Origin of the sequence: Gordonia sp. SMJS1, from assembly GCF_029866425.1 — a bacterium.
In the GTDB taxonomy this organism is placed as follows: Bacteria; Actinomycetota; Actinomycetes; order Mycobacteriales; family Mycobacteriaceae; genus Gordonia; species Gordonia hongkongensis.
Genome location: NZ_CP123381.1, coordinates 2,066,900 through 2,085,618, shown reverse-complemented (window position 1 = coordinate 2,085,618; position 18,719 = coordinate 2,066,900). Strand labels below are relative to the sequence as shown.

Here is an 18,719-nt window from a genome sequence, read left to right as displayed (position 1 = left end):
GGATCTCTCTTCACGACTCGCCGCGGCCCGGGATGCCCCCGGGCCGCGGCGCTGTCTATCGTGCAAGTCAATGAAACGAGACCTGGCCATCGATGCCACCCGCGGGGTGGCCATCTGGAGCATGATCACCGCGCACTTCGCGCATGAGTCCGTGCTGGCCACCCCGACCCACGCCTTTCCGTACGTCGACGGCATGTCCGCGTTCGTGATGCTCTCGGGCGTCGTGCTGGGTCTGGTCTATCAACGGTGGGTCGCTCGCCATGGGCTGGCCTTCGCCTACAAGCGTCTTGCCAAGCGGATCGTCGTCCTCTATCTGTGCCAGCTGGCGATCGCCCTCGTCGCGGTCGCGGCCGCCCTGGCCGGTCACCGATGGCTAACGCTCCTGCTGCCGGTCGACGGGTGGGGTGACGGCCTGCGCCTGGCGCTGACCATGGACTATCTGCCCAGCGGGGGCAACATCCTGCTGCTGTACATGGTCTTGCTCATCTCCGCGTTCGGGCTGTTCTCCCTCCTGCGTCAGGGCTGGTGGCGCTGGGTGCTCGCCGGTTCGATCGCCCTGTACCTGATCTCGCTGGTCCACTCCCCCGACTGGTTCTATCTGAGCGCCTACCAGGCGGCACCGCACATCCAGAACGTCGCCGGCTGGCAGATCATGTTCGTCCCGGCACTGGTGATCGGCTGGAACTGGTCGCAGTGGCGTGTGCCGGAGTTCGTCGACCGCTGGATCATCGCGATCGTCGCCGTCGCGCTCGCGGTGGCACTGTTCTTCCACTTCGGCATCGACTACGGGCCGTGGGCCCATCTCGAACCGGCGGTCGCCGACAAACTCGACTTCCGCCCGGCCCGCGCGATCGGCGCCTATCTGGCCATCCCGGCCGTCTACGGGATCTTCCGACTGTTGCTCAGGTGGTGGCATCACGACTGGCTGCGTCCACTGGTCATGGCCGGCACCCGCAGTCTCGACTCCTACGTCATCCAGGCGATTGCCCTCGTCGTGGTGCCGATCCACATCGCACACCGCCCCTGGAACACCGTCACGATGGACGCCGTCGCGCTCCTGGTGTTCGCCGCCTGCTGGGGGTGGGCCGAGTTCCGGTACTTCGCGCACGTCGACAAACTGCACAAACTACCGCTGCGGATGGTCCGGCTCGTGCGTCCGCATCGACCCGACATCGTCCTCGGCCCCGAGCCCGGCGTCCCCACCCCGGAGAGCTCGGACGTCACCCGGGAACCCGGACCGGTCGTCGACGACCTGCCCGGCGTCGACCGGACCGGGACAGCCGGAGACGGGCCAGAACGAGACGGGCCAGTCCGGGCCGGAACAGCACCGGCCGGGACACGTGCGACCGAGCCGATGGGAGTTCATCCGTGACGGGTGAGATGACACGCAGCGTGCACGCCGGGAACGACTCGTCGGGCCCGTCGGTGCGGACGCCGATCACGATGGCGAACTCGTATCACCTCCCGCCCGAACCCGAGGCGATGAGCTGGTCGGGCACCGAGCAACTGTTCTACACACGCAACACCGGCGCCAATCAGGTTGCGCTGCAGAACAAGTTGGCCGCGCTGGAGGAGGCCGACGACGCCGTCGTCCTGGCCTCGGGCGTGGCCGCGCTGCACGCGGTGTTCTTCACATTCCTGTCCGCCGGGGACCACGTGGTGGTGTCCGACACCACCTACGAGGCCACCTGGAAGCTCTGGTCGGAACTGCTGCCGACCAAGTACGGGATCGAGGCGACCTTCGTCGATGTCGGCGATCTCGACGCCACCCGGGCCGCCCTGCGCCCCGGCACCCGCATGCTGATCGCCGAGACGATCGCCAATCCGACGACGAAGGTCGCCGACATCGGCGCGCTGGCGCAGATCGCCGCCGACGCCGAGGCCCTGCTGCTCGTCGACGCCACCTTCACGCCGCCCACTCTGTACCGTCCGCTCGCCGACGGCGCGGACCTCGTCGTCCATTCGCTGACCAAGTACATCAACGGGCACGGCGACGCCATGGGCGGTGCCGTGCTCGGCCGGTCGGAGCTCATGTCGCAGATCCGGGAACAGGCGATGGTCGACGTCGGCGGCGTCATCTCGCCGTTCAACGCATGGCTGATCGCCCGCGGCGCGATCACCCTGCCGCTCCGGTTCGCCCAGCATCAACGCAATGCCGAGCGGGTCGCGGCCTTCCTCGACGACGACCCGCGCATCACCTACGTGCGGTACCCGGGTCTGGCGTCGCATCCCGAACACGACCTCGCGGCACGACAGTTCGGCGGCCGCGGCTTCGGGGCCATGATCGCGTTCGCGGTGCGCGGCGATCCGGCCACCCAGAACCGATTCGTCGCGGCGCTGACGACGATCACCTCGGCGGTGTCGTTGGGACACGACGAGTCACTCATCGTCCATGTCGGCACCGACGGCCCACGGGTCGCGGCCTACCCCGAACCGTTCCGCGAGTGGGGACATCTGCGGTTCTCCGTCGGGCTGGAAGACGCCGACGATCTCATCGCGGATCTCGCCGCGGCGCTGGACGCGACCTTCCCGGCCTGAGTCACGTCGCCTCGTACAGAATCCCCCGGCCGATCGCCTCGCGCACCACGGGCAGCGCCGCCTCGGCGAGTGCGTCGGCGTCGACGCCGTGGAAGTCGGCGAGGAGTTCGAGCAGTACGCCCAGCGGGACCTGCCCCCGACTGCCGGCGAGCAGTGCGCGCGAGACCTCGTCGACACCGAGAACGGCGCCGGGACCCCCGGGCCGGCGGACGGCGGCCGACACCTGTTGCCAGCCCTCGTCCCCCGGGAGCGAGAGCTCCTCGAGCATGACCGGGGCCACCGACAGCCGCCGAGCGAGCAACTGTTCGTCGGAGGTCTCCCGCAGGTAGCGCCGTCGCGCGAGGAACGCCTGGGCCTCGGGCCCGGTCACCTCTTCACCGGCGCCGGTGATCTCCTCGATCACGACGTCGGGCTCGCGGTGCTCACCGTCGAGCGGGGCGCGGGCGGTGATCGAGCCCATCCCGATGGCGACGATGCCGTTGGCCTCGAACCATTCGAGCCACTCCGCACCTCGCCGCGCGGCGGTCGCCTCGTCCTCACCGGCATCGGACAACCACAGCGACACATAGCTGATGGGGTCGGCGACCTCCCGCTGGACGACCCAGGCGTCGAGTCCGGTGCCCGCGAGCCAGGAGCGGACCCGTTCCGGCCAGTCCTCGCCCTCGCGGATGACCCAGTTGGCCAGGATCTGGGCGGTGCCACCAGGATTCAGATGGGCAGGCAACTCGCGGACGAGTTGCTCGCACAACCCGTCTCCGACGACGCCCGAGTCGCGGTAGATGTAGTCCCGCCCGCCCGCGCCGACGACGAACGGAGGGTTGGACACGATGAGGTCGAACCGCTCCCCCGCGACGGGTTCGAACATGCTCCCCGCCCGCAGATCCCACGACATCCCGTTGAGGCGGGCCGTCGCGGCGGCCAGCGCCAGCGCCCGGTCGTTCGTGTCGGTGGCCACGATCTGCTCGCAGTGCGCGTCGAGATGCAGCGCCTGGATGCCACATCCGGTTCCGATGTCGAGAGCGCGGCGGACGGGTTCGCGGATGACGGCCCGGGCCAGCGAGATCGACGCGCCGCCGATCCCCAGGACGTGGTCGTGGGCAACGGGTCCGGGTCGCATCGCGGCATCCTGGTCGGCGATCACGAGGTAGTCGCGGGTGTCGTCGGCGTGCGGACGGATGTCAAGGCGGGCCCGCAGAAGCGATTCATCGACCCGGGCCAGCACGCCCTGCGTGACCAGTGCGTCCGTGCCCGTCGTCGGAAACGCCTCCGCGACAGCGGCTTCGGGTTCGTCCGAGCCCAGCAGGAACAGTCGGATGAGGGTCGCCAGCCGGCGGTGCTCGCCGGCAACATCACGCGTCGCGGCGAGGGCCGGCCACCAGGTGCCGCGGACGAGGGCATCGTGAGCGCCTTCGCCGAGCAGTTCGGTGACACCGTCGTTCGTGTATCCCGCCGACCGCAGATCGGCACCGAGGGCCGCCACGGCGGCGGGCTCGGACAGAGGATGACGATCCGCGCGGTCGGCGAGTGGCTGGGGTCGTCCCTGGTCCGCGGTCACGGTCCCCAAGGCTACCGACGACCGGCGCGCCCGCGGCTCGACGGGTTCAGCACGACGCGAGGACCCGACTGATGGCGTCGCGTTCGGCAGGCGTCACCCACAGCCCGTAGGACTTCTTGACCTCGATCTGCCGGCTCACGTAGGTGCACCGGTAGGACTTGTTAGGGGGAAGCCAGGTCGCCGCGTCGCCGTCGCTCTTCTGTTGGTTCACGGCTCCCGACACGGCCTGGAGGTTTCGCGGGTCGTTCGCGAACTCGATGCGCTTCACCGCGGTCCACCCGGCCGCGCCCTTCTGCCAGGCGTCCGACAATGCGACGACGTGGTCGATCTGGACCAGCGCCGAGGTGTCCTCGCCTCGGGTGAACGGCATCGTTGTACCGGTGTACGGGTCGGCCAGTGTGCCGGCGAGCACCCGGCACCCGTCGGCGTGGAAGGTGATGCCGGTGAGGTCTCGCCGCAGGATGTCCTCCCGGGTCCGGCAACCGTTGCGGCCGTACTGCACGTCGACCGCGTCGTCCCATGCCCTACCGAATCGCGACCGTTCATATCCGGTCTTGGGCGCGCGACCCTTCACCTGCAGCGACGCGAGATCGGCCTGTTCACGGCCGGCCGCCGGTGGTGGCATATCGGGTGACACACCAGCCGGCGGTGACGATGGCCCCGTCGTCGAGGGCATGGACTGGGTGCGCTCGGATGAGGGGCGCTCGAGGCCCGGGGCGGGTTCGACGTCGACGCACGACACGAGCGCCACGGCGACCGGCACCGCGGCGAGTACTCCCGACAACCATGCCGCTCGACGCCTCACCCCGGAATCGTTGCACGGCGCGCCGACATCCCCGTTCGCCGACCCGGTGCGCGGGTTCTCGCCGCGCACCTTAAGCTTCGTTCGACTAACTTTCCCTTCGCGGACTGCTGTGGTCACGCACGACGCCGCCGCGGCGCACGATCGCCGGCGGCGTCGCCGGGTCATCGGACGACTATTCGGGTAGTGGGTGCATGAGTTCAGGTCGGGGCAATGCGGCGCGGGGTGTACCGCCATGGGTTCTGCGGATGATCGCCGTGTTCACACTAGCGATGTCGTTGCCCACACTTGCCGGCGGGTCGGGCACCGCCGCGGTGCTCGGCAGCCCGGCACCCTTCTCCGCGTCACCCCTGCGTGCGACGCCGGTCCACGAACTGACTCCGACCGTCGACCCGGAGACCGAGACCTACCCTGAACGACTCGAGCGCATCGAGACCCTGACGCGCCCGCTGCTGCCGACGCCGAAATCACTCGAAGGCGTCGAGACACGCTGCGCGAGCGGTGATTTCACGACCCTTGCAGTGGTGTACGACTCGATCTTCGATGCGGTGTACGACATCCTGCCGCCATCTATGCACGCGTCGGCCCGGGCAAGTCGGATAGCGGCGCACCGCGACATGCGGCGCCTGCACATCTCGACCCTCGCCGTCACCGAACATCCGCTGACCCTTGGGGCGGACGACGACGATCCCGCACTCGACTACCGCGACCCGATCTCCCAACTGCTCGTCTCGAACCTCCTCAAGATCCGCGACGGCCGCCACACCGAGGCGATTCCGCTCGGGAACATCACCGTCATCCAGGCAGTGGAGACGGTGTGGCTCCACATGTTCACCACCGTCCTGGTCCCGGCACGGCTCCTCATCGGCTCGGCACCCGACCTCGGGAGCCCGTTCGCCGGGACCGAGGCCGACGGCCTCGCCCAGTTCGTCACCTACAACTGGCTCATCACGGCCTTCGTCTTCTCGTCGGAATTCGCGGTGAAGGCCCTGTTGCGGGCCACCGCGAGAACGGTCCTCGAGCAGTGCCTCGCACGCGTCACCGATGAACAGCGCGCCCTCGCCGGACGCGCGAGCGACACCGTGCATTTCGACATCCCCATCCCGCCGATGGTGGCCGAGATCGCCGAACACCTCGCACTGGCGGATGTCGAGACGTGTACGCCGATCGGGTCGCTCACACTCGGCCGGTTGGTGCGGTATGTGTCTGCGCAGGCGCAGGAGAACAACCCCGCCGACGCACCCCGCATCCGGGCCGAGACCACCAGAATTCTCGGTGCCATGCGCGGAATTCGCATTCACCACAACCTCATTCCGCTCGACCCGGCGGAGGACCGCTCCGTCGGCGAGATGGGCGCGTCGCTGTTCGGTTCGCTGATTCCGGTCTTTGGTGGCGCTCCGCTCGACATCCTCCTCGGCATCGGACACAACCTCGGCCACGGCGCGGATCCATGGGAGACGGTGTCGCTCGACGAGCTCACCGTCAGCAAGCCGATCACCGCGGCGCATTATGCGTACAAGTTGGCGCTGCATTTGATCCGGGAAGTAGGCAATGTCATCGAGCCGTCGATCGTCGGTGACAGCCCGCTACGACCCACCAGACTGCTCGTCACGGCCCTGGGCCTGCCGATGACCTACGGACTGGTGACCGCGCACCACGTAATCCGGTCGATGTGCCTACGCGTCGACGACACGACGGGCAGCGGACTCGGCGCGGAGGCCAATCGGCGGACGACAACCGACTCGACTCCCCGCATCAAGCCGACGCGAAAGCCGGAAGCCTCCCGGTCATCGGCGTCGAGAACATCGGAACCGTCACGTCCGGAAGAATCCATTCGCCATCCCGAACCGCCCCGATTCGCCATTCCCGGCCGCAATTGACTCCGTGTTGCGCATTCGGTAATCGCGATGTCGGACGATTCGCCCGAGAATCCCGACACCGGGAAAGCGCAGGTTCATGCTTCCCGCGCGTCTATCGACTACCGTTGGGGGCGTGTCGAAAATTCAGACGGTGACCTTTGTCGACGACCTGGACGGTCGCGAACTCGATCCCCAAGACGCACAGACCGTTTCGTGGTCGTGGCTCGGCGTCGACTACGAGCTCGACGTGTCCGCGGCCAATCTCGACAAGATCGAGCAGGGCAAGGTGACAGTCGCGAAACTACTCAAGGCATCGACCCGGGTCGGCGGCCGACGACGGTCGCCATCAGCACGGACGAAGACCAATTCCGCCGGGAGTGGTGCGTCGGTGAATGCCTCGATTCGAGACTGGGCAGCGGAGAACGGATATGAGGTGTCCGCACGCGGCCGCATTCCGAACGACATCGTCGAGGCCTACAACTCCGCACACTGATATAGCCCACCGTATTGTCACATTGATCGCCAGAGCCCGATTCTTCGGACTCTGGCGATTGTTCTTCCGCGGGGCTGATTGTCGATCCCCCGCCGATTACGTTCTGCCCTAAGGATTTCCGCCGGCAGGGCGGAAAAACCCTGCGGCGGCGTCGAATCGAGATGCCGCGCGGATTCCGCCACCGATCAGCACCTTCCCCGTCTTCATCCTGTCAATGGACATCTTTGATAAACTGATGTCCACGCATGGTGTGCCACCGACGTGCAACGCAGTCACCGTCGGAGGCCACCCGAGGGGACAGGACAACCGGATGAGCACAACGGAGAACGAGTCGGTCGACGCCGACCACGCTGACGGCGAGGCCCCAGGGGAGGTCGCCGTGGCGGCCCGGGTCAGGGTCACGCTCGACGACGGTTCGACAAGGGAGGGCGAGGTCGTCGACGACTTCGCGGACCTGGCCGGCGACACCACCGTCGAGACCCGTATCGACGACGAGCACACCGCACGACTACGCCGCTGGGCGATCTCGACCGACGATCACCAGATCGTCTTCGCCGACGACGACGCGGTCGAGGTCATCTCGGCCGAGCTGTGACTCAGAGCGGCGCGAGCCCGATCATTCGACGGTCCGACGAGAAGATCCACCCGTCGCCGTAGGGCTCGAGTGCTTTGCCGGTGACTAACGCATCCGCGTCGAAATCGATGGCGAGGAACGGTGCTGTCCACGCGACCTCGCCGGTGGTCACGTCGACAGCCGTGAGGGTGACGCCATCGCTGCCGGCCAACAGACGGTCGCGATAGCCGTCTGGGTTCACAATGGGCCGCCTAATGCACAGCGGTGCAGTACCGAAGCCCACACCCTGCTTATAGCGCTCATGAAGCCCCCGAGCCAACGCCCGCTCGCGCGACCTACACGAGCCATGAGCCCTCGCCGCATGGACTCTCAACCACCCTCGCACCCGAACACGCCATCACGACCCACGGGTTCCGGCTTATCATCAACGCCCCGGCCTGGTCGCCAACCACCATGAACATGTTTCTTCACTGACCTACTCGCCGCCCGCGCGATCGTATGCGAAGACGGTGACGATGCAGGGTCTCCTTCTCCGCACGGATCTACCGCCCGGTATAGGGGGTTCGCAGACTCCCGCTGCAGGTCAGCACGTGACAACAGTTCGGATTGGTCCAGCCTCGCGTGAACTCGTACCCAAACGGGCAGCGAGAACCATACGGCCAACTGATAGAGCCGACGTCGGCGTAGGTGAACCTTGCCGGCCCGTGAAGCTCTAAAAAGACTGAGTATTGCTAGTGGGAGACCGAATAGCAGAAAACCGACAAATGCGCCAGAGGAGATCCCGCGCTCTACGGCTGCGACCATGGTAGTCGGCAGGGCTACGCTACCCCAAAGAATCCAGGCTGCGAATGGCTGCAACACAAAATGCAGCTTCATTCTCTTCGTGTTGAATGATGACCAGGATGTAAGAGCGCAGAATCCGATCACAAACAGAAAGAATGTGACGACGGTGGGTACGAGTATCGCCGTTTGCCAGAGGTAACTCCCGGCCATCGCCTGATCCCGAAGCACCCTCACGACTGAGACATACAGTACAACGCCCACCCATAACGGGGCACTCACCGCTGCGGTCCTAACGAAGAGGGCGCCGACAAGGGAATGCCGCTGGCCGTTCGAGACACTTGGCACTCCCTTGTCTCGCAGGACTGTCCGCCACTTGTGCAGTCGGTCGAGTCGCTGCTCTAGTACTTCCTGGCGGCGGTAGCGACTCGCCGAGCTGAAGTCATCGAGCAGGATGCTGCTCATCAAGAAGATAGCGATCGTCCCAAAAGTCGCCAGCACCATCGCGCCGACGTCTGACTTGTCATGCACACCAAGCCAACCGACTGTCATTACTACAACGCACGCGCATGCTAACGCCGATGTCATCGCATCCATACACTGTCGCCATAGGGCCATTGCGGCTTGCTCAATGTAGGATTCGCTCCCCTTGTTTCGCATCGACAGTGTGATGCTTATCGACACCGAAGCAGCCAGCGCGATACCGATCCAGTTTCGCGCGGTCTCAGGTGTTACGAGGCCATCTAAGTGTGGTCGGATGTCAGGAACCCACTGATACGGCTCAAACATCTGAGCGTCCGTCTGCCCCGGGTGTCCCAAAAGCCAGACCAAATAGCCTGCGCCGTAGGTGACTACGAAGGCTCCGATCACGTCCCCGATTACGCGAGAGCGAAATCGATCGCGGACGTGGCGCCTGGCTTCCGCTGACAGTCTTCGGGCCTCGAGACGGGCTTCATCGGCGCAAGGCTTTTTTCTTCGTTCTAGACGCGGTCGTAGGAATCCAAAACGCAGACAAAGTAGAGCGATCATCGTCAATAGCAGACGTTGCGCTCTTGTTCGAGTCATTCTGTACCGCTCTTCCCGTCGAGTGCGGCTTGCATCCTAAAAGCGACGCAGAAACCGCAAAGGTAAGTTGCAACTGATTGGAAAGGTGACCATATCGAAGACCCCTGACATTCATGGAGTGATCTGGCGCCGCCAGTCGAAGGCGCTAGCCGGCCGCCGAGTCCGCGTCCATTGAGAACGGGTCATGGCATCGAAAGCGGAACTCCGCGAGATGCATGCAGCGGCCACGGCGCTCCAAGGGTTCGCGACCGTCCGCCCAAGATGATCGAAGAACGGGCGACGAGCATGTTGAGCGCAATCTCGATATGCACGCCGGTCGACTGAATTCGACGACGTCATCGGCGCTGCACTCGACGACACAATTCCGTCTGTTGAGGTCGATCCAGTCCCGACAACAGACCTTGCCGGCGCCGTTCCCAGATCGGAGTTTCTTCTCTGTGCGACGGTTCGCTACCGCCAAACTATGTCCAACATCCAGACAGTCGCAGTCATTGACAATCTAGATGGGCGGAATCTGAGATGCCCAGCGGGCGTCACTGCCAACCGTTGCCGCAAGTGTTTCCGTTCTGAGAAGGCTTGAAATGTTGGCATGCCGGATGCCGACGGGTGCTCGGCGCGTCGGTAGTTCTGCTGCGCCGAGTGCGCCGCGACTTGAGCTGTTACCTAGGCAAGGCTGCACCAGGCGCGAGGAGCACTGTCACCGTCGACTCACGATGCAGGGCTTTCGAGCGCAACTGCGGGTGCGAGTTTATGGTGCGCGAGGGGGGACTTGAACCCCCACGTCCTGAGACACTGGAACCTAAATCCAGCGCGTCTGCCAATTCCGCCACTCGCGCGTGGGCGCGACTCGCCGGAGTGTGAGTCACGCAGTGTAACGGCGACCACCCTACCGGCCGCGTTCTGATCATCGCAGGCCAGGTACCGTCGTAGCCATGTCCCCCACCCGTCGCCGCACCCACCGGCCCGCGCTCACGGTGCTCGCCGTATCCGCTGCGGTGGTGTGCCTGGTGCTCGCGTGGTGGCAGTGGTCACGGTACGAGTCCGCATCCGGTTCCGGACTCAATCTCGGCTACGCCCTGCAGTGGCCGGCGTTCGCCGCGGCCGTGATCTATGCCTATCGCCGCTTCGTCATCCTGGAGAGCGATCCCGAGGAAGCCCGCAAGGTCGCGGCGAAGAACTCCGTCGCCGAGATCCCGGAGGGCATCCTGCCCGAGCGACCCACCACCCCCAGCGCGTCGTCGTTGGCATCGCCGGACCCCGCCAACGATGTCGCCCTGGTCGAATACAACCGCTATCTCGCCGAGCTCCGCGACGCGGACGCTCACACCACCGACGCTCGACCCACCCCCTCATCGAAAGGCCCGCAGTGACCGAGACCGACCCCACCGCCCCCGCCCTCGCCGCCCCGGTGGAGAAGGTCCGCGGCGCGTTGTTGCGGTATCGCGTCCTCGCCTGGATCACCGGCGTGTGGTTGCTGCTGCTCGTCGTCGAACTCGTCCTGACCTACGGCTACGACAACCACGCTCTGGACTTCGTACCGTTCGTGCACGGCTGGGTGTACTTCGTCTACCTGATCATGGCCATCGACCTCGCTATCAAGGTCCGCTGGAGCGTCGGCAAGACCATCATCACCGCGATCGCGGGCACCATCCCCTTCCTGTCCTTCTGGTTCGAGCACAAGCGCACCAAGGAAGTGAAGGCGCAGTTCAACCTCTGATCTTCTCGCGCTGGTCGGCCGTTCACCCGGGTCGGGCTGACTGGACCCCGTGCGGATCGTCCAGCTCGCGAACTTCTACGGCGGCCGCTCCGGCGGTCTGCGCACCGCGGTGGACCGCTGGGGCGCCGGGTATGCCGGGGCCGGTCACGACGTCGTCCTGATCGTTCCCGGCGCCGATCCCGGCGAGGAGACGCTGAACTCTGGGGTCACGCGGATCACCGTGGCCGCACCGCGGATTCCCGCCTCGGGCGGCTACCGCCTGGCGTCGGCCCGCCGCGTCGCCGACGTCCTCGCCCATCTCCGTCCCGACGCCCTCGAGGTGTCCGACCGCCTCACCCTGCGCGGCTTCGGCCGGTGGGCTCGCGCGCGAGACATCCATTCGACGATGGTGTCCCATGAACGCCTCGACCGTCTGCTCGGCCAGGTCATGCCCGGCCGCTCCGCACGTGCTCTGGCCGACCGCGCGAACGCGGCCACCGCCCGTGACTACGACACCGTCGTGTGCACCACCGACTTCGCGGCCGCGGAGTTCGATCGCGTGAGGGCGACCAACGTCGTACGCGCCCCGCTCGGCGTCGACCTCGATGTCTTCGACCCACGGCACCTCGACCCGAACCTGGGCGCACGGTGGTCCGACGGCACCGGTGCGCTCATCGCCCACTGCGGACGCCTCTCGGTGGAGAAGCGCGCCGACCGCAGCATCGCCGCGCTCGGCAGACTCCATCGGTCGGGAACGCCGGCGCACCTGGTGATCGCGGGCGACGGGCCGATGCGAGCCCCGCTGCAGCATCTGGCCCGCGGATTGCCCGTGACCTTCCTGGGCCATCTCTCCGAGCGGAGTCAGGTCGCCGCCCTCCTCGCCAGCGCCGACATCTCCCTCTCCCCCGGTCCGCACGAGACCTTCTGCCTCTCCGCGCTGGAATCACTGGCCGCCGGCACACCGGTCATCGGGTCGCAGTCGTCGGCGGTCGCGACCCTGGTCGACGACACGTGTGGCGCGGCTGCCGAGGACTCCGGCCCGGGCTTCGCGAGCGCGATCCGGCAGGTCCTCAGCCTCCCCCGCGTCGACCGCGAACGGGCGGCGCGTCATCGAGCGACCCAGTACCCCTGGCCCGACTCGGTCGCGCGGATGTTGGGTGTTCACGCCGGCGTCTGAGCCGCCTGTACGAGCAGGCAGCGCCCTGCACCGACCTGAGCTTGAAACTAAACCGTCTGGACGGTATAGTTCTTTCACAGACGCTCGTAGGCGCCCATCCCTGCTCCCCGAGGTGCGAGCGATGCGAGCACGAAAGTGTTCGCAACTCGTCTCACCAGGCCCTTCGTGGCTCGTCGCTATCGCTCCTCACACCTCAGGGACCACGGGTTATGCGGTCCCTGGATTCGGGGGGTGGGATGACGGCACCACATTGGGAGGACTCGATGGCTCGCACGACCGGACGCACCGCCGCCGACACCCGACGGTTGATCCTCGACGCCGCGGCCCGTCTGGTCGCGCGACACGGCGCCGCCGTGTCGGTGTCCGAGATCGCCGCCGCGGCCGGGGTGTCCAAGGGCGGGCTGCTCTACCACTTCCCCGCCAAGGACGGCCTGCTCGAAGAACTCGCGGCGGACCTGATGGCCCAGTTCCGGTCGACGTCGAGCGACTCGCCGACGAGGAGGACGACGCGCCGGGACGGCTGACCAGGGCCTACATCCGGGTGAGTTTCGCCGACGCGCGGGACTCCGCCGGCCTCCGCGACCAGATCGCGCTGGCCGCCAGCCTGATGTACGAACCGGGCCCGGCCGCCCTCGCCCAGCAGGACGCCAATCACTGGCGCGCCGCGCTGTCCGACGACGGTCTCGACCCGGCGGTCACGCGACTCATCATCGCGGCCGCCGACGGCTCGAACACCGCTCCCCTGTGGGGAGCCGTCCTCGACGACTCCGACCGGGCCACCCTCGAAGCGGACCTGATCGCTCTCACCCACACACACGCAAAGAAGGGGTCATGACCGACATCACCTATCGCCCCTACCGTTCCACCGACGCCGACGATGTGAAGAAGATCATCGACGAGGCGTTCTACATCCACCGATACGTCCACGGACAACACGTCCTGGACGCGGCACTCGAGGTCTACCTCCGCGATCAACTCGTCGCGAGTACCTGGAGTCGCGTCGCGGTGAAGGGCGGCCACGTGGTGGGGATCATTCTCGGACGGGTCGCCGGCGAGCCGCACCTGCGCGAACGGACGAAGAACCGAGCGCTGCTCTGGGCGCACACCGCTCGAGGCGCGATTCTCGGACTACCCCAGTGGAAGTCGCTGCGGGCCCTGTTCGCTTTCGAGTCGGTGGCCCACCGGCTCGGCGCCGCGACGGGCACGTCGCTCGACGACGAACTGACCCTGTTCGCCGTCGCCTCGACGACACGCGGACACGGCGTCGGAGCGGCGCTGTACGGCGCGTTCCTCGACCATCTCCGAAGCCGCGGCCGCTCCGACTTCCACCTGTACACAGACTCGCTGTGCACCTTCGGATTCTACGAGCGGCAGGGCATGTCACGTGCCGGCGCCGACGACATGGACATCCTGCTCGACGGCGAACCGCACACGCTGGGGGTCTACATCTACACCGGCGCCGCGAGCTGATCGGAGTCCGGACGCCGACGCAAGGGGGGGTCAGCCCGCGAGCGCCCGCAGCGCCGGAACCAACTGCGCCAACGCTTTTCCGCGGTGACTGAGCCCGTCCTTCTCCGCCGGCGACAGTTCCGCCGCGGACCGGCCGTCGGCGATCTCGTCGTCCGGGGCGAACAACGGGTCGTACCCGAAACCGTGCGGCCCGCGCTCCTCCCGCAGGACCCGCCCACGCCACTCGCCGCGCACCACCGTCTCCGTCCCGCCCGGCAGCACGAGCGCGCAGGCCGAGACGAACGCGGCGCCGCGTCGTTCGTCCGGGGTGTCCGACAGCTGGGCGAGCAGCAGCGCGTTGTTGGCCGGGTCGTCCCCGTGCCGGCCCGACCAACGCGCCGACAACACGCCCGGCATGCCGTTCAGGGCATCCACCGCGATACCGGAATCATCCGCGAGACATGGGATTCCGATGGCCTTCGCACCCGCGCGGCCTTGATCAGCGCATTGTCCTCGAAGGTGGCACCGGTCTCGGGCTCCTCCGGGTAGTCCGGCACCGCGTCGAGGCCGACGATCTCGACCCCGGTGATGCCCGCGGCGTCGACGACGCGCTGGAGCTCGGCGAGCTTCTTGCCGTTGCGGCTCGCGAGAAGCACCGAGGACATCAGGCCCGTCCGGGAAGTTCGCCGGGGTACGGCTCGGCGAGTACGGCTCGCTGCGCCTCGAACAGCTTCTCGGTTCCGATCGCGGCCACGTCGAGCAGCGCATCGAGCGTCGAGCGCGGGAACGTCGCACCCTCGCCGGTGCCCTGCACCTCGACGAGCGTGCCGGCGTCGGTCGCCACGACGTTCATGTCCACCTCGGCGCGCGAATCCTCTTCGTAGGGAAGGTCGAGTCGGACGCGGCCGTCGACGACCCCCACGCTGACCGCGGCGATCGCGCACGAAAGCGGTTGCGGGTCGGACAGTTTGCCCGCGGCACGCAGGTAGGTGATCGCGTCCGCCAGCGCGACATAGGCACCGGTGATGGCTGCGGTGCGGGTACCGCCGTCAGCCTGCAGGACGTCGCAGTCCAGGGCGATGGTGTTCTCGCCCAGGGCACCGAGATCGACGCACGCACGCAGCGACCGGCCGATGAGTCGACTGATCTCGTGGGTGCGACCACCCACCCGGCCCTTGACCGATTCACGTGACGACCGGTCGTGGGTGGCGGCGGGCAACATCGCGTACTCCGCGGTCAGCCAGCCCAAGCCTGAACCACGACGCCACGGCGGGACACCCTCGGTGACACTCGCGGTGCACATCACCCGCGTCTTGCCGAATTCCACCAGGACCGAACCCGCCGGATGGCTGGTGAAACCGCGGGTGAACGTGATGGGACGGAGTTCGTCGTCGGCTCTGCCGTCAGCTCGTGTGGTCACGGGTCTCACTGTAACGACCGGCGCGGACACGACAGCTAGGTGAGGTCGAAGACCTGTCCCTGGCTGACGAGCTCCGTCGGACCGGAGAACGTGCTGCGGGCCTCGGCGAGGATCTCCGCCGAATCGGACCACGGGGCGACGTGGGTGATCGCGAGTGTTCGGACGTTCGCCTTGGTCGCGGCCTCCCCCGCCTCGATGCCCGACATGTGCAGATCCGGTGGGCGCTCCGAGGGCGCATGCGTCCACGACGCCTCGCACAGGAACAGGTCGGCGTCGGCCGCGAGGTCGATGAGTTCGTCGCACGGCGCGGTGTCTCCGCTGTAGGCGATGACCTGGCCGTCGGGACCGGTGATCCGCAGACCGAAGGTGTCGGGCGGATGATTGACGTTCATCGCCCGGATTCGCATCCCGCCCAGGGTGATCTCCTGGTCGTCGCTCCACTCGTGGACGTCGAAGGTGTCGGTGATGTCGTCGAGCTGTCCGGGGAATTCCGACGACCCGTAGCCGATCCGGAGGGCGGTGCCGGGTGGGCCGTAGAGCGGCGCCCGCCGCCGTGCCGGCTGTGGTGCGTACCGACGCCAGACGAGCATCGCGGGCAGATCGAGGCAGTGATCGGCGTGGAGATGACTGAGGACGACGGCGACATTGTTGGGGTCGGTGACGCGCTGCAGTTCGCCGAAGACACCCGGGCCGCAGTCCACGAGGACCGGTTGTTCACCGGGTACGGAGAGCAGGTAGCCGGAGCACGCGGCTCCCGGTCCGCCCACACTGCCCGAGCACCCGAGGACCGTGAGACGCATAGGCCCCACTGTGCCACGATTCCGCGCGCGGGCGGCGGCATACGGGTCACAAGTGCGCGGCGATGCGCGGTTGACCCCTCACACGTGCTGCACGGCTCCGATCACCGGCCCCAGGAATCGGTTCGACAGTTTCGCGAAGAGCTCCGGGTCACCGGTCGCCTGGAAGACGCGGGTGGCGTCGCGGCCGGTGTGCGGGTGCAGCAGGTCGGCCTCGGTGAGGACCCGGAAGAGGTCTTTCGCCGTCTCCTCCGCGCTCGACACCAGGGTGACCTCGTCGCCCATCGCCAGCTGGATGACCCCGGACAGCAGCGGGTAGTGGGTGCAGCCGAGGACCACGGTGTCCACGCCGGCCTGCTGCAGTGGTTCGAGGTAGCCCTGCGCGAGCCCGAGGATCTGTCGGCCGCTGGTGATCCCGCGTTCGACGAAGTCGACGAACCGCGGACAGGGCACCGCGGTGATCACCGCATCGCGTGCCGCCGCGAACGAATCCTGATATGCCCGTGAGAAAATCGTCGCCTCGGTGCCCAGCACGCCGATTCGGCCCGTCTTGGTGGCGACCACCGCGCGGCGCACCGCCGGCAGCACGACTTCGATGACCGGGATGGGGGCGTATCGCTCGCGCGCGTCGCGGAGGCAGGCGGCCGAGGCGGTGTTGCAGGCGATGACGATGGCCTTGACCCCTCGCTCGGCGAGGTCGTCGCCGATCGCGAGGGCGTGGCGTCGGATCTCGGGGATCGTCAGCGGACCGTACGGCCCGTTGGCCGTGTCGCCGATGTAGACGATGTCCTCGTCCGGCAACAGATCGATGATCGCGCGCGCCACCGTCAGTCCCCCGACACCCGAGTCGAAGATCCCGATGGGTGCGTCCTGGCCGCCCGCCGGGATTATGGCGCGACCCCCGGTGCGGTGACCGCCGGCTTCCGTCGATCCCGGGCCGCGAGTGCCCACGCCGCGAACACGCCGGCGATCGCGCCGAACAGGTGGGCCTGCCAGGAGACCAGGGGATCCGAGGGCAGGACGCCCCACAGGATCGATCCGTACACGAGGAACAGCACAAGGCCGCCGAGGATCTGCCACAGATCGCGGTTGAACAGGCCGCGGACGATGAGGAAGGTGAGCCAGCCGAACACGATGCCCGACGCCCCGACGGTGATCGAGTACGGCGCTGCGAACAGCCACACACCGACCCCCGACACCACCCAGATGATGCCGGTGACGATGAGGAACCGCCGCGTCATCAACACGAGAAAGCACAGCACCGCGCCGGGCATCAGGTTGGCGAACAGGTGTTGCCAGTCGCCGTGCAGCATCGGCGCCCACAGGATGCCGTCCAGTCCGTCGACCTGTCGTGGTTCGATGCCGTTCTGGTCGAGGTCGTAGTGGGTCGCCACGTCGATGGCCTCGATGACGAACAGCACCGCGACGATGCACGCGGTGATGATCGCCGAACGCAGCCACAGCGGACGCGCGCGTCGCGCGGGCTGCTGCCCGACCGGCGGGGTGTACGAGCTCATGGCTGGAAAGTCCTCGGTAGCGGGGTCAGGCCCAGAGCTGGCCTTCGAGTGCCTGCTCCGCGTCGTCGAGACTACCTTCGTACGCCCCGGTCGACAGATACTTCCATCCCGCGTCGGGCACGACGAAGCCGATGTCGGCGCGGGTCCCGGCCTTCAGTGCCCGTCGGCCGATACCGCGCGCGGCCTGCAGGATCGCACCGGTGGAGATCCCCGCGAAGATGCCCTCGAGGTCGATCAGTTCCCGCACCCGCGCGACCGCGTCGACGCCGGTCACCGAGAAGCGGCGGGTCAGCACCGAGTCGTCGTAGAGCTCGGGGATGAAACCCTCGTCGATGTTGCGCAGGCCGTAGACCTCGTCGCCGTACCGGGGTTCGGCGGCGACGATCTCGATATCGGGGTTGCGTTCGCGCAGGAACCGCCCGACGCCCATCAGCGTTCCGGTCGTGCCGAGCCCGGCGACGAAGTGGGTGATCTCGGGCAGGTCGGCGTACAACTCGGGGCCGGTGCCCTCGTAATGCGCCGCGACGTTCGCCGCGTTGCCGTACTGGTAGAGCATCACCCAGTCGGGATTGTCCGCGGCGAGGCCCTTGGCCACCGCGACCGCGGTGTTGGAGCCGCCCGCCGCGGGTGAGGAGATGACCTGCGCGCCGAACATCCGCAACAGCGAGCGCCGTTCCTCCGAGGTGTTCTCGGGCATCACGCAGATCAGTTGATAGCCCTTGAGTTTCGCCGCCATCGCGAGCGAGATGCCGGTGTTGCCGCTCGTGGGTTCGAGGATCGTCGAGCCCGGCCGCAGCAATCCGTCGCGTTCGGCCTGTTCGATCATCCGCAGCGCGGGGCGGTCCTTGATGGATCCGGTCGGGTTCCGGTCCTCGAGCTTGGCCCACAGGCGGACGTGCGGGCCCTCGTCGGAGTCGTCCCAGCGCGGCGAGAGCCGTTGCAGACCGATGAGCGGGGTGTTGCCGACCGAGTCGATCAGGGAGTCGTAGCGGGCCAC

At 67.2% G+C, this 18,719-nt stretch carries 19 protein-coding genes, 1 tRNA gene and 1 pseudogene; 11 read left to right on the top strand and 10 right to left on the bottom strand.

Translation table 11 applies throughout. The features are described 5' to 3' along the window. Positions 1 to 70 precede the first annotated feature (70 nt). Both opgC and QAD21_RS09535 read left to right on the top strand, forming a co-directional pair. Entirely contained in the window at positions 71 to 1,372 is a 1,302-nt protein-coding gene (gene opgC / locus QAD21_RS09540) for an OpgC domain-containing protein (protein WP_159370595.1), read from the top strand. Positions 1,373 to 1,380: 8 nt separating this feature from the next. After that, positions 1,381 to 2,538 (top strand): aminotransferase class I/II-fold pyridoxal phosphate-dependent enzyme, encoded by a 1,158-nt coding sequence (locus QAD21_RS09535; RefSeq protein WP_068971349.1) that lies wholly within the window; start codon positions 1,381 to 1,383, stop codon positions 2,536 to 2,538. 1 nt (position 2,539) lies between these two features. Here the strand turns inward: QAD21_RS09535 and QAD21_RS09530 are convergent, their stop codons facing one another. Next, entirely contained in the window at positions 2,540 to 4,093 is a 1,554-nt protein-coding gene (locus QAD21_RS09530) for a methyltransferase (RefSeq protein WP_159370594.1), read from the bottom strand. Between the two features lie 46 nt (positions 4,094 to 4,139). Next, complete coding sequence (locus QAD21_RS09525) at positions 4,140 to 4,898, bottom strand: HNH endonuclease family protein (protein WP_277244653.1); 759 nt, start codon at positions 4,896 to 4,898, stop codon at positions 4,140 to 4,142. A 269-nt stretch (positions 4,899 to 5,167) separates the two neighbouring features. Between QAD21_RS09525 and QAD21_RS09520 the strand changes: the two genes are divergently transcribed. The 3 genes from QAD21_RS09520 to QAD21_RS09510 all read left to right on the top strand — a co-directional run bounded on the left by QAD21_RS09520 (position 5,168) and on the right by QAD21_RS09510 (position 7,842). Next, positions 5,168 to 6,775, top strand: coding sequence for a hypothetical protein (locus tag QAD21_RS09520; RefSeq protein ID WP_277244656.1), 1,608 nt, complete (start codon positions 5,168 to 5,170; stop codon positions 6,773 to 6,775). A gap of 112 nt (positions 6,776 to 6,887) precedes the next feature. Beyond that, positions 6,888 to 7,247 carry an Lsr2 family protein gene (locus tag QAD21_RS09515; protein ID WP_226513021.1) on the top strand — a complete coding sequence of 120 codons (360 nt, stop codon included), beginning with the start codon at positions 6,888 to 6,890 and terminating at the stop codon, positions 7,245 to 7,247. A 310-nt stretch (positions 7,248 to 7,557) separates the two neighbouring features. Next, complete coding sequence (locus QAD21_RS09510; protein ID WP_159370592.1) at positions 7,558 to 7,842, top strand: hypothetical protein; 285 nt, start codon at positions 7,558 to 7,560, stop codon at positions 7,840 to 7,842. Position 7,843: 1 nt separating this feature from the next. Here QAD21_RS09510 and QAD21_RS09505 read toward each other — a convergent pair whose 3' ends face one another. Together QAD21_RS09505 and QAD21_RS09500 are read right to left on the bottom strand one after the other, a co-directional pair. Beyond that, the gene (locus tag QAD21_RS09505) at positions 7,844 to 8,062 is read right to left on the bottom strand and encodes a hypothetical protein (protein WP_058250001.1); all 219 of its coding nucleotides are present in this window, start codon (positions 8,060 to 8,062) and stop codon (positions 7,844 to 7,846) included. Positions 8,063 to 10,417: 2,355 nt separating this feature from the next. Continuing rightward, positions 10,418 to 10,502, bottom strand: a tRNA-Leu gene (locus QAD21_RS09500). A gap of 96 nt (positions 10,503 to 10,598) precedes the next feature. Here QAD21_RS09500 and QAD21_RS09495 point away from each other — a divergent pair. From QAD21_RS09495 to QAD21_RS09470, 6 genes are all read left to right on the top strand, one after another. Continuing rightward, positions 10,599 to 11,036 carry a hypothetical protein gene (locus QAD21_RS09495; protein WP_058250000.1) on the top strand — a complete coding sequence of 146 codons (438 nt, stop codon included), beginning with the start codon at positions 10,599 to 10,601 and terminating at the stop codon, positions 11,034 to 11,036. Beyond that, positions 11,033 to 11,383: a DUF3817 domain-containing protein gene (locus QAD21_RS09490; protein WP_058249999.1), complete on the top strand. Its 351-nt coding sequence runs from the start codon at positions 11,033 to 11,035 to the stop codon at positions 11,381 to 11,383. Before QAD21_RS09495 ends, QAD21_RS09490 begins: the two co-directional genes overlap by 4 nt. 49 nt (positions 11,384 to 11,432) lie before the next feature. Continuing rightward, positions 11,433 to 12,539: a glycosyltransferase gene (locus QAD21_RS09485; protein WP_068971348.1), complete on the top strand. Its 1,107-nt coding sequence runs from the start codon at positions 11,433 to 11,435 to the stop codon at positions 12,537 to 12,539. A gap of 263 nt (positions 12,540 to 12,802) precedes the next feature. After that, positions 12,803 to 13,063 carry a TetR family transcriptional regulator gene (locus tag QAD21_RS09480; protein ID WP_280361265.1) on the top strand — a complete coding sequence of 87 codons (261 nt, stop codon included), beginning with the start codon at positions 12,803 to 12,805 and terminating at the stop codon, positions 13,061 to 13,063. A gap of 17 nt (positions 13,064 to 13,080) precedes the next feature. After that, entirely contained in the window at positions 13,081 to 13,374 is a 294-nt protein-coding gene (locus QAD21_RS09475; protein WP_280361263.1) for a hypothetical protein, read from the top strand. Continuing rightward, on the top strand, positions 13,371 to 14,009 hold the full coding sequence (locus QAD21_RS09470) for a GNAT family N-acetyltransferase (RefSeq protein WP_159370590.1): 639 nt from the start codon (positions 13,371 to 13,373) through the stop codon (positions 14,007 to 14,009). The genes QAD21_RS09475 and QAD21_RS09470 overlap by 4 nt, the downstream gene beginning before the upstream one ends. Before the next feature lie 30 nt (positions 14,010 to 14,039). Here the strand turns inward: QAD21_RS09470 and QAD21_RS09465 are convergent. From QAD21_RS09465 to QAD21_RS09440, 6 genes and pseudogenes are all read right to left on the bottom strand, one after another. Further along, positions 14,040 to 14,653: pseudogene (locus QAD21_RS09465) on the bottom strand (non-canonical purine NTP pyrophosphatase). Then, the gene (gene rph, locus QAD21_RS09460) at positions 14,653 to 15,408 is read right to left on the bottom strand and encodes a ribonuclease PH (RefSeq protein ID WP_058249994.1); all 756 of its coding nucleotides are present in this window, start codon (positions 15,406 to 15,408) and stop codon (positions 14,653 to 14,655) included. Before rph ends, QAD21_RS09465 begins: the two are co-directional and overlap by 1 nt. Before the next feature lie 35 nt (positions 15,409 to 15,443). Beyond that, positions 15,444 to 16,208 carry a cyclic nucleotide-degrading phosphodiesterase gene (locus tag QAD21_RS09455; RefSeq protein ID WP_058249993.1) on the bottom strand — a complete coding sequence of 255 codons (765 nt, stop codon included), beginning with the start codon at positions 16,206 to 16,208 and terminating at the stop codon, positions 15,444 to 15,446. A gap of 78 nt (positions 16,209 to 16,286) precedes the next feature. After that, positions 16,287 to 17,093 carry a glutamate racemase gene (gene murI, locus QAD21_RS09450; RefSeq protein WP_203235942.1) on the bottom strand — a complete coding sequence of 269 codons (807 nt, stop codon included), beginning with the start codon at positions 17,091 to 17,093 and terminating at the stop codon, positions 16,287 to 16,289. Continuing rightward, positions 17,093 to 17,722, bottom strand: coding sequence for a rhomboid family intramembrane serine protease (locus tag QAD21_RS09445; protein ID WP_137810875.1), 630 nt, complete (start codon positions 17,720 to 17,722; stop codon positions 17,093 to 17,095). The genes murI and QAD21_RS09445 overlap by 1 nt, the downstream gene beginning before the upstream one ends. Before the next feature lie 25 nt (positions 17,723 to 17,747). Next, positions 17,748 to 18,719 carry a cysteine synthase gene (locus QAD21_RS09440; RefSeq protein ID WP_065629053.1) on the bottom strand — a complete coding sequence of 324 codons (972 nt, stop codon included), beginning with the start codon at positions 18,717 to 18,719 and terminating at the stop codon, positions 17,748 to 17,750.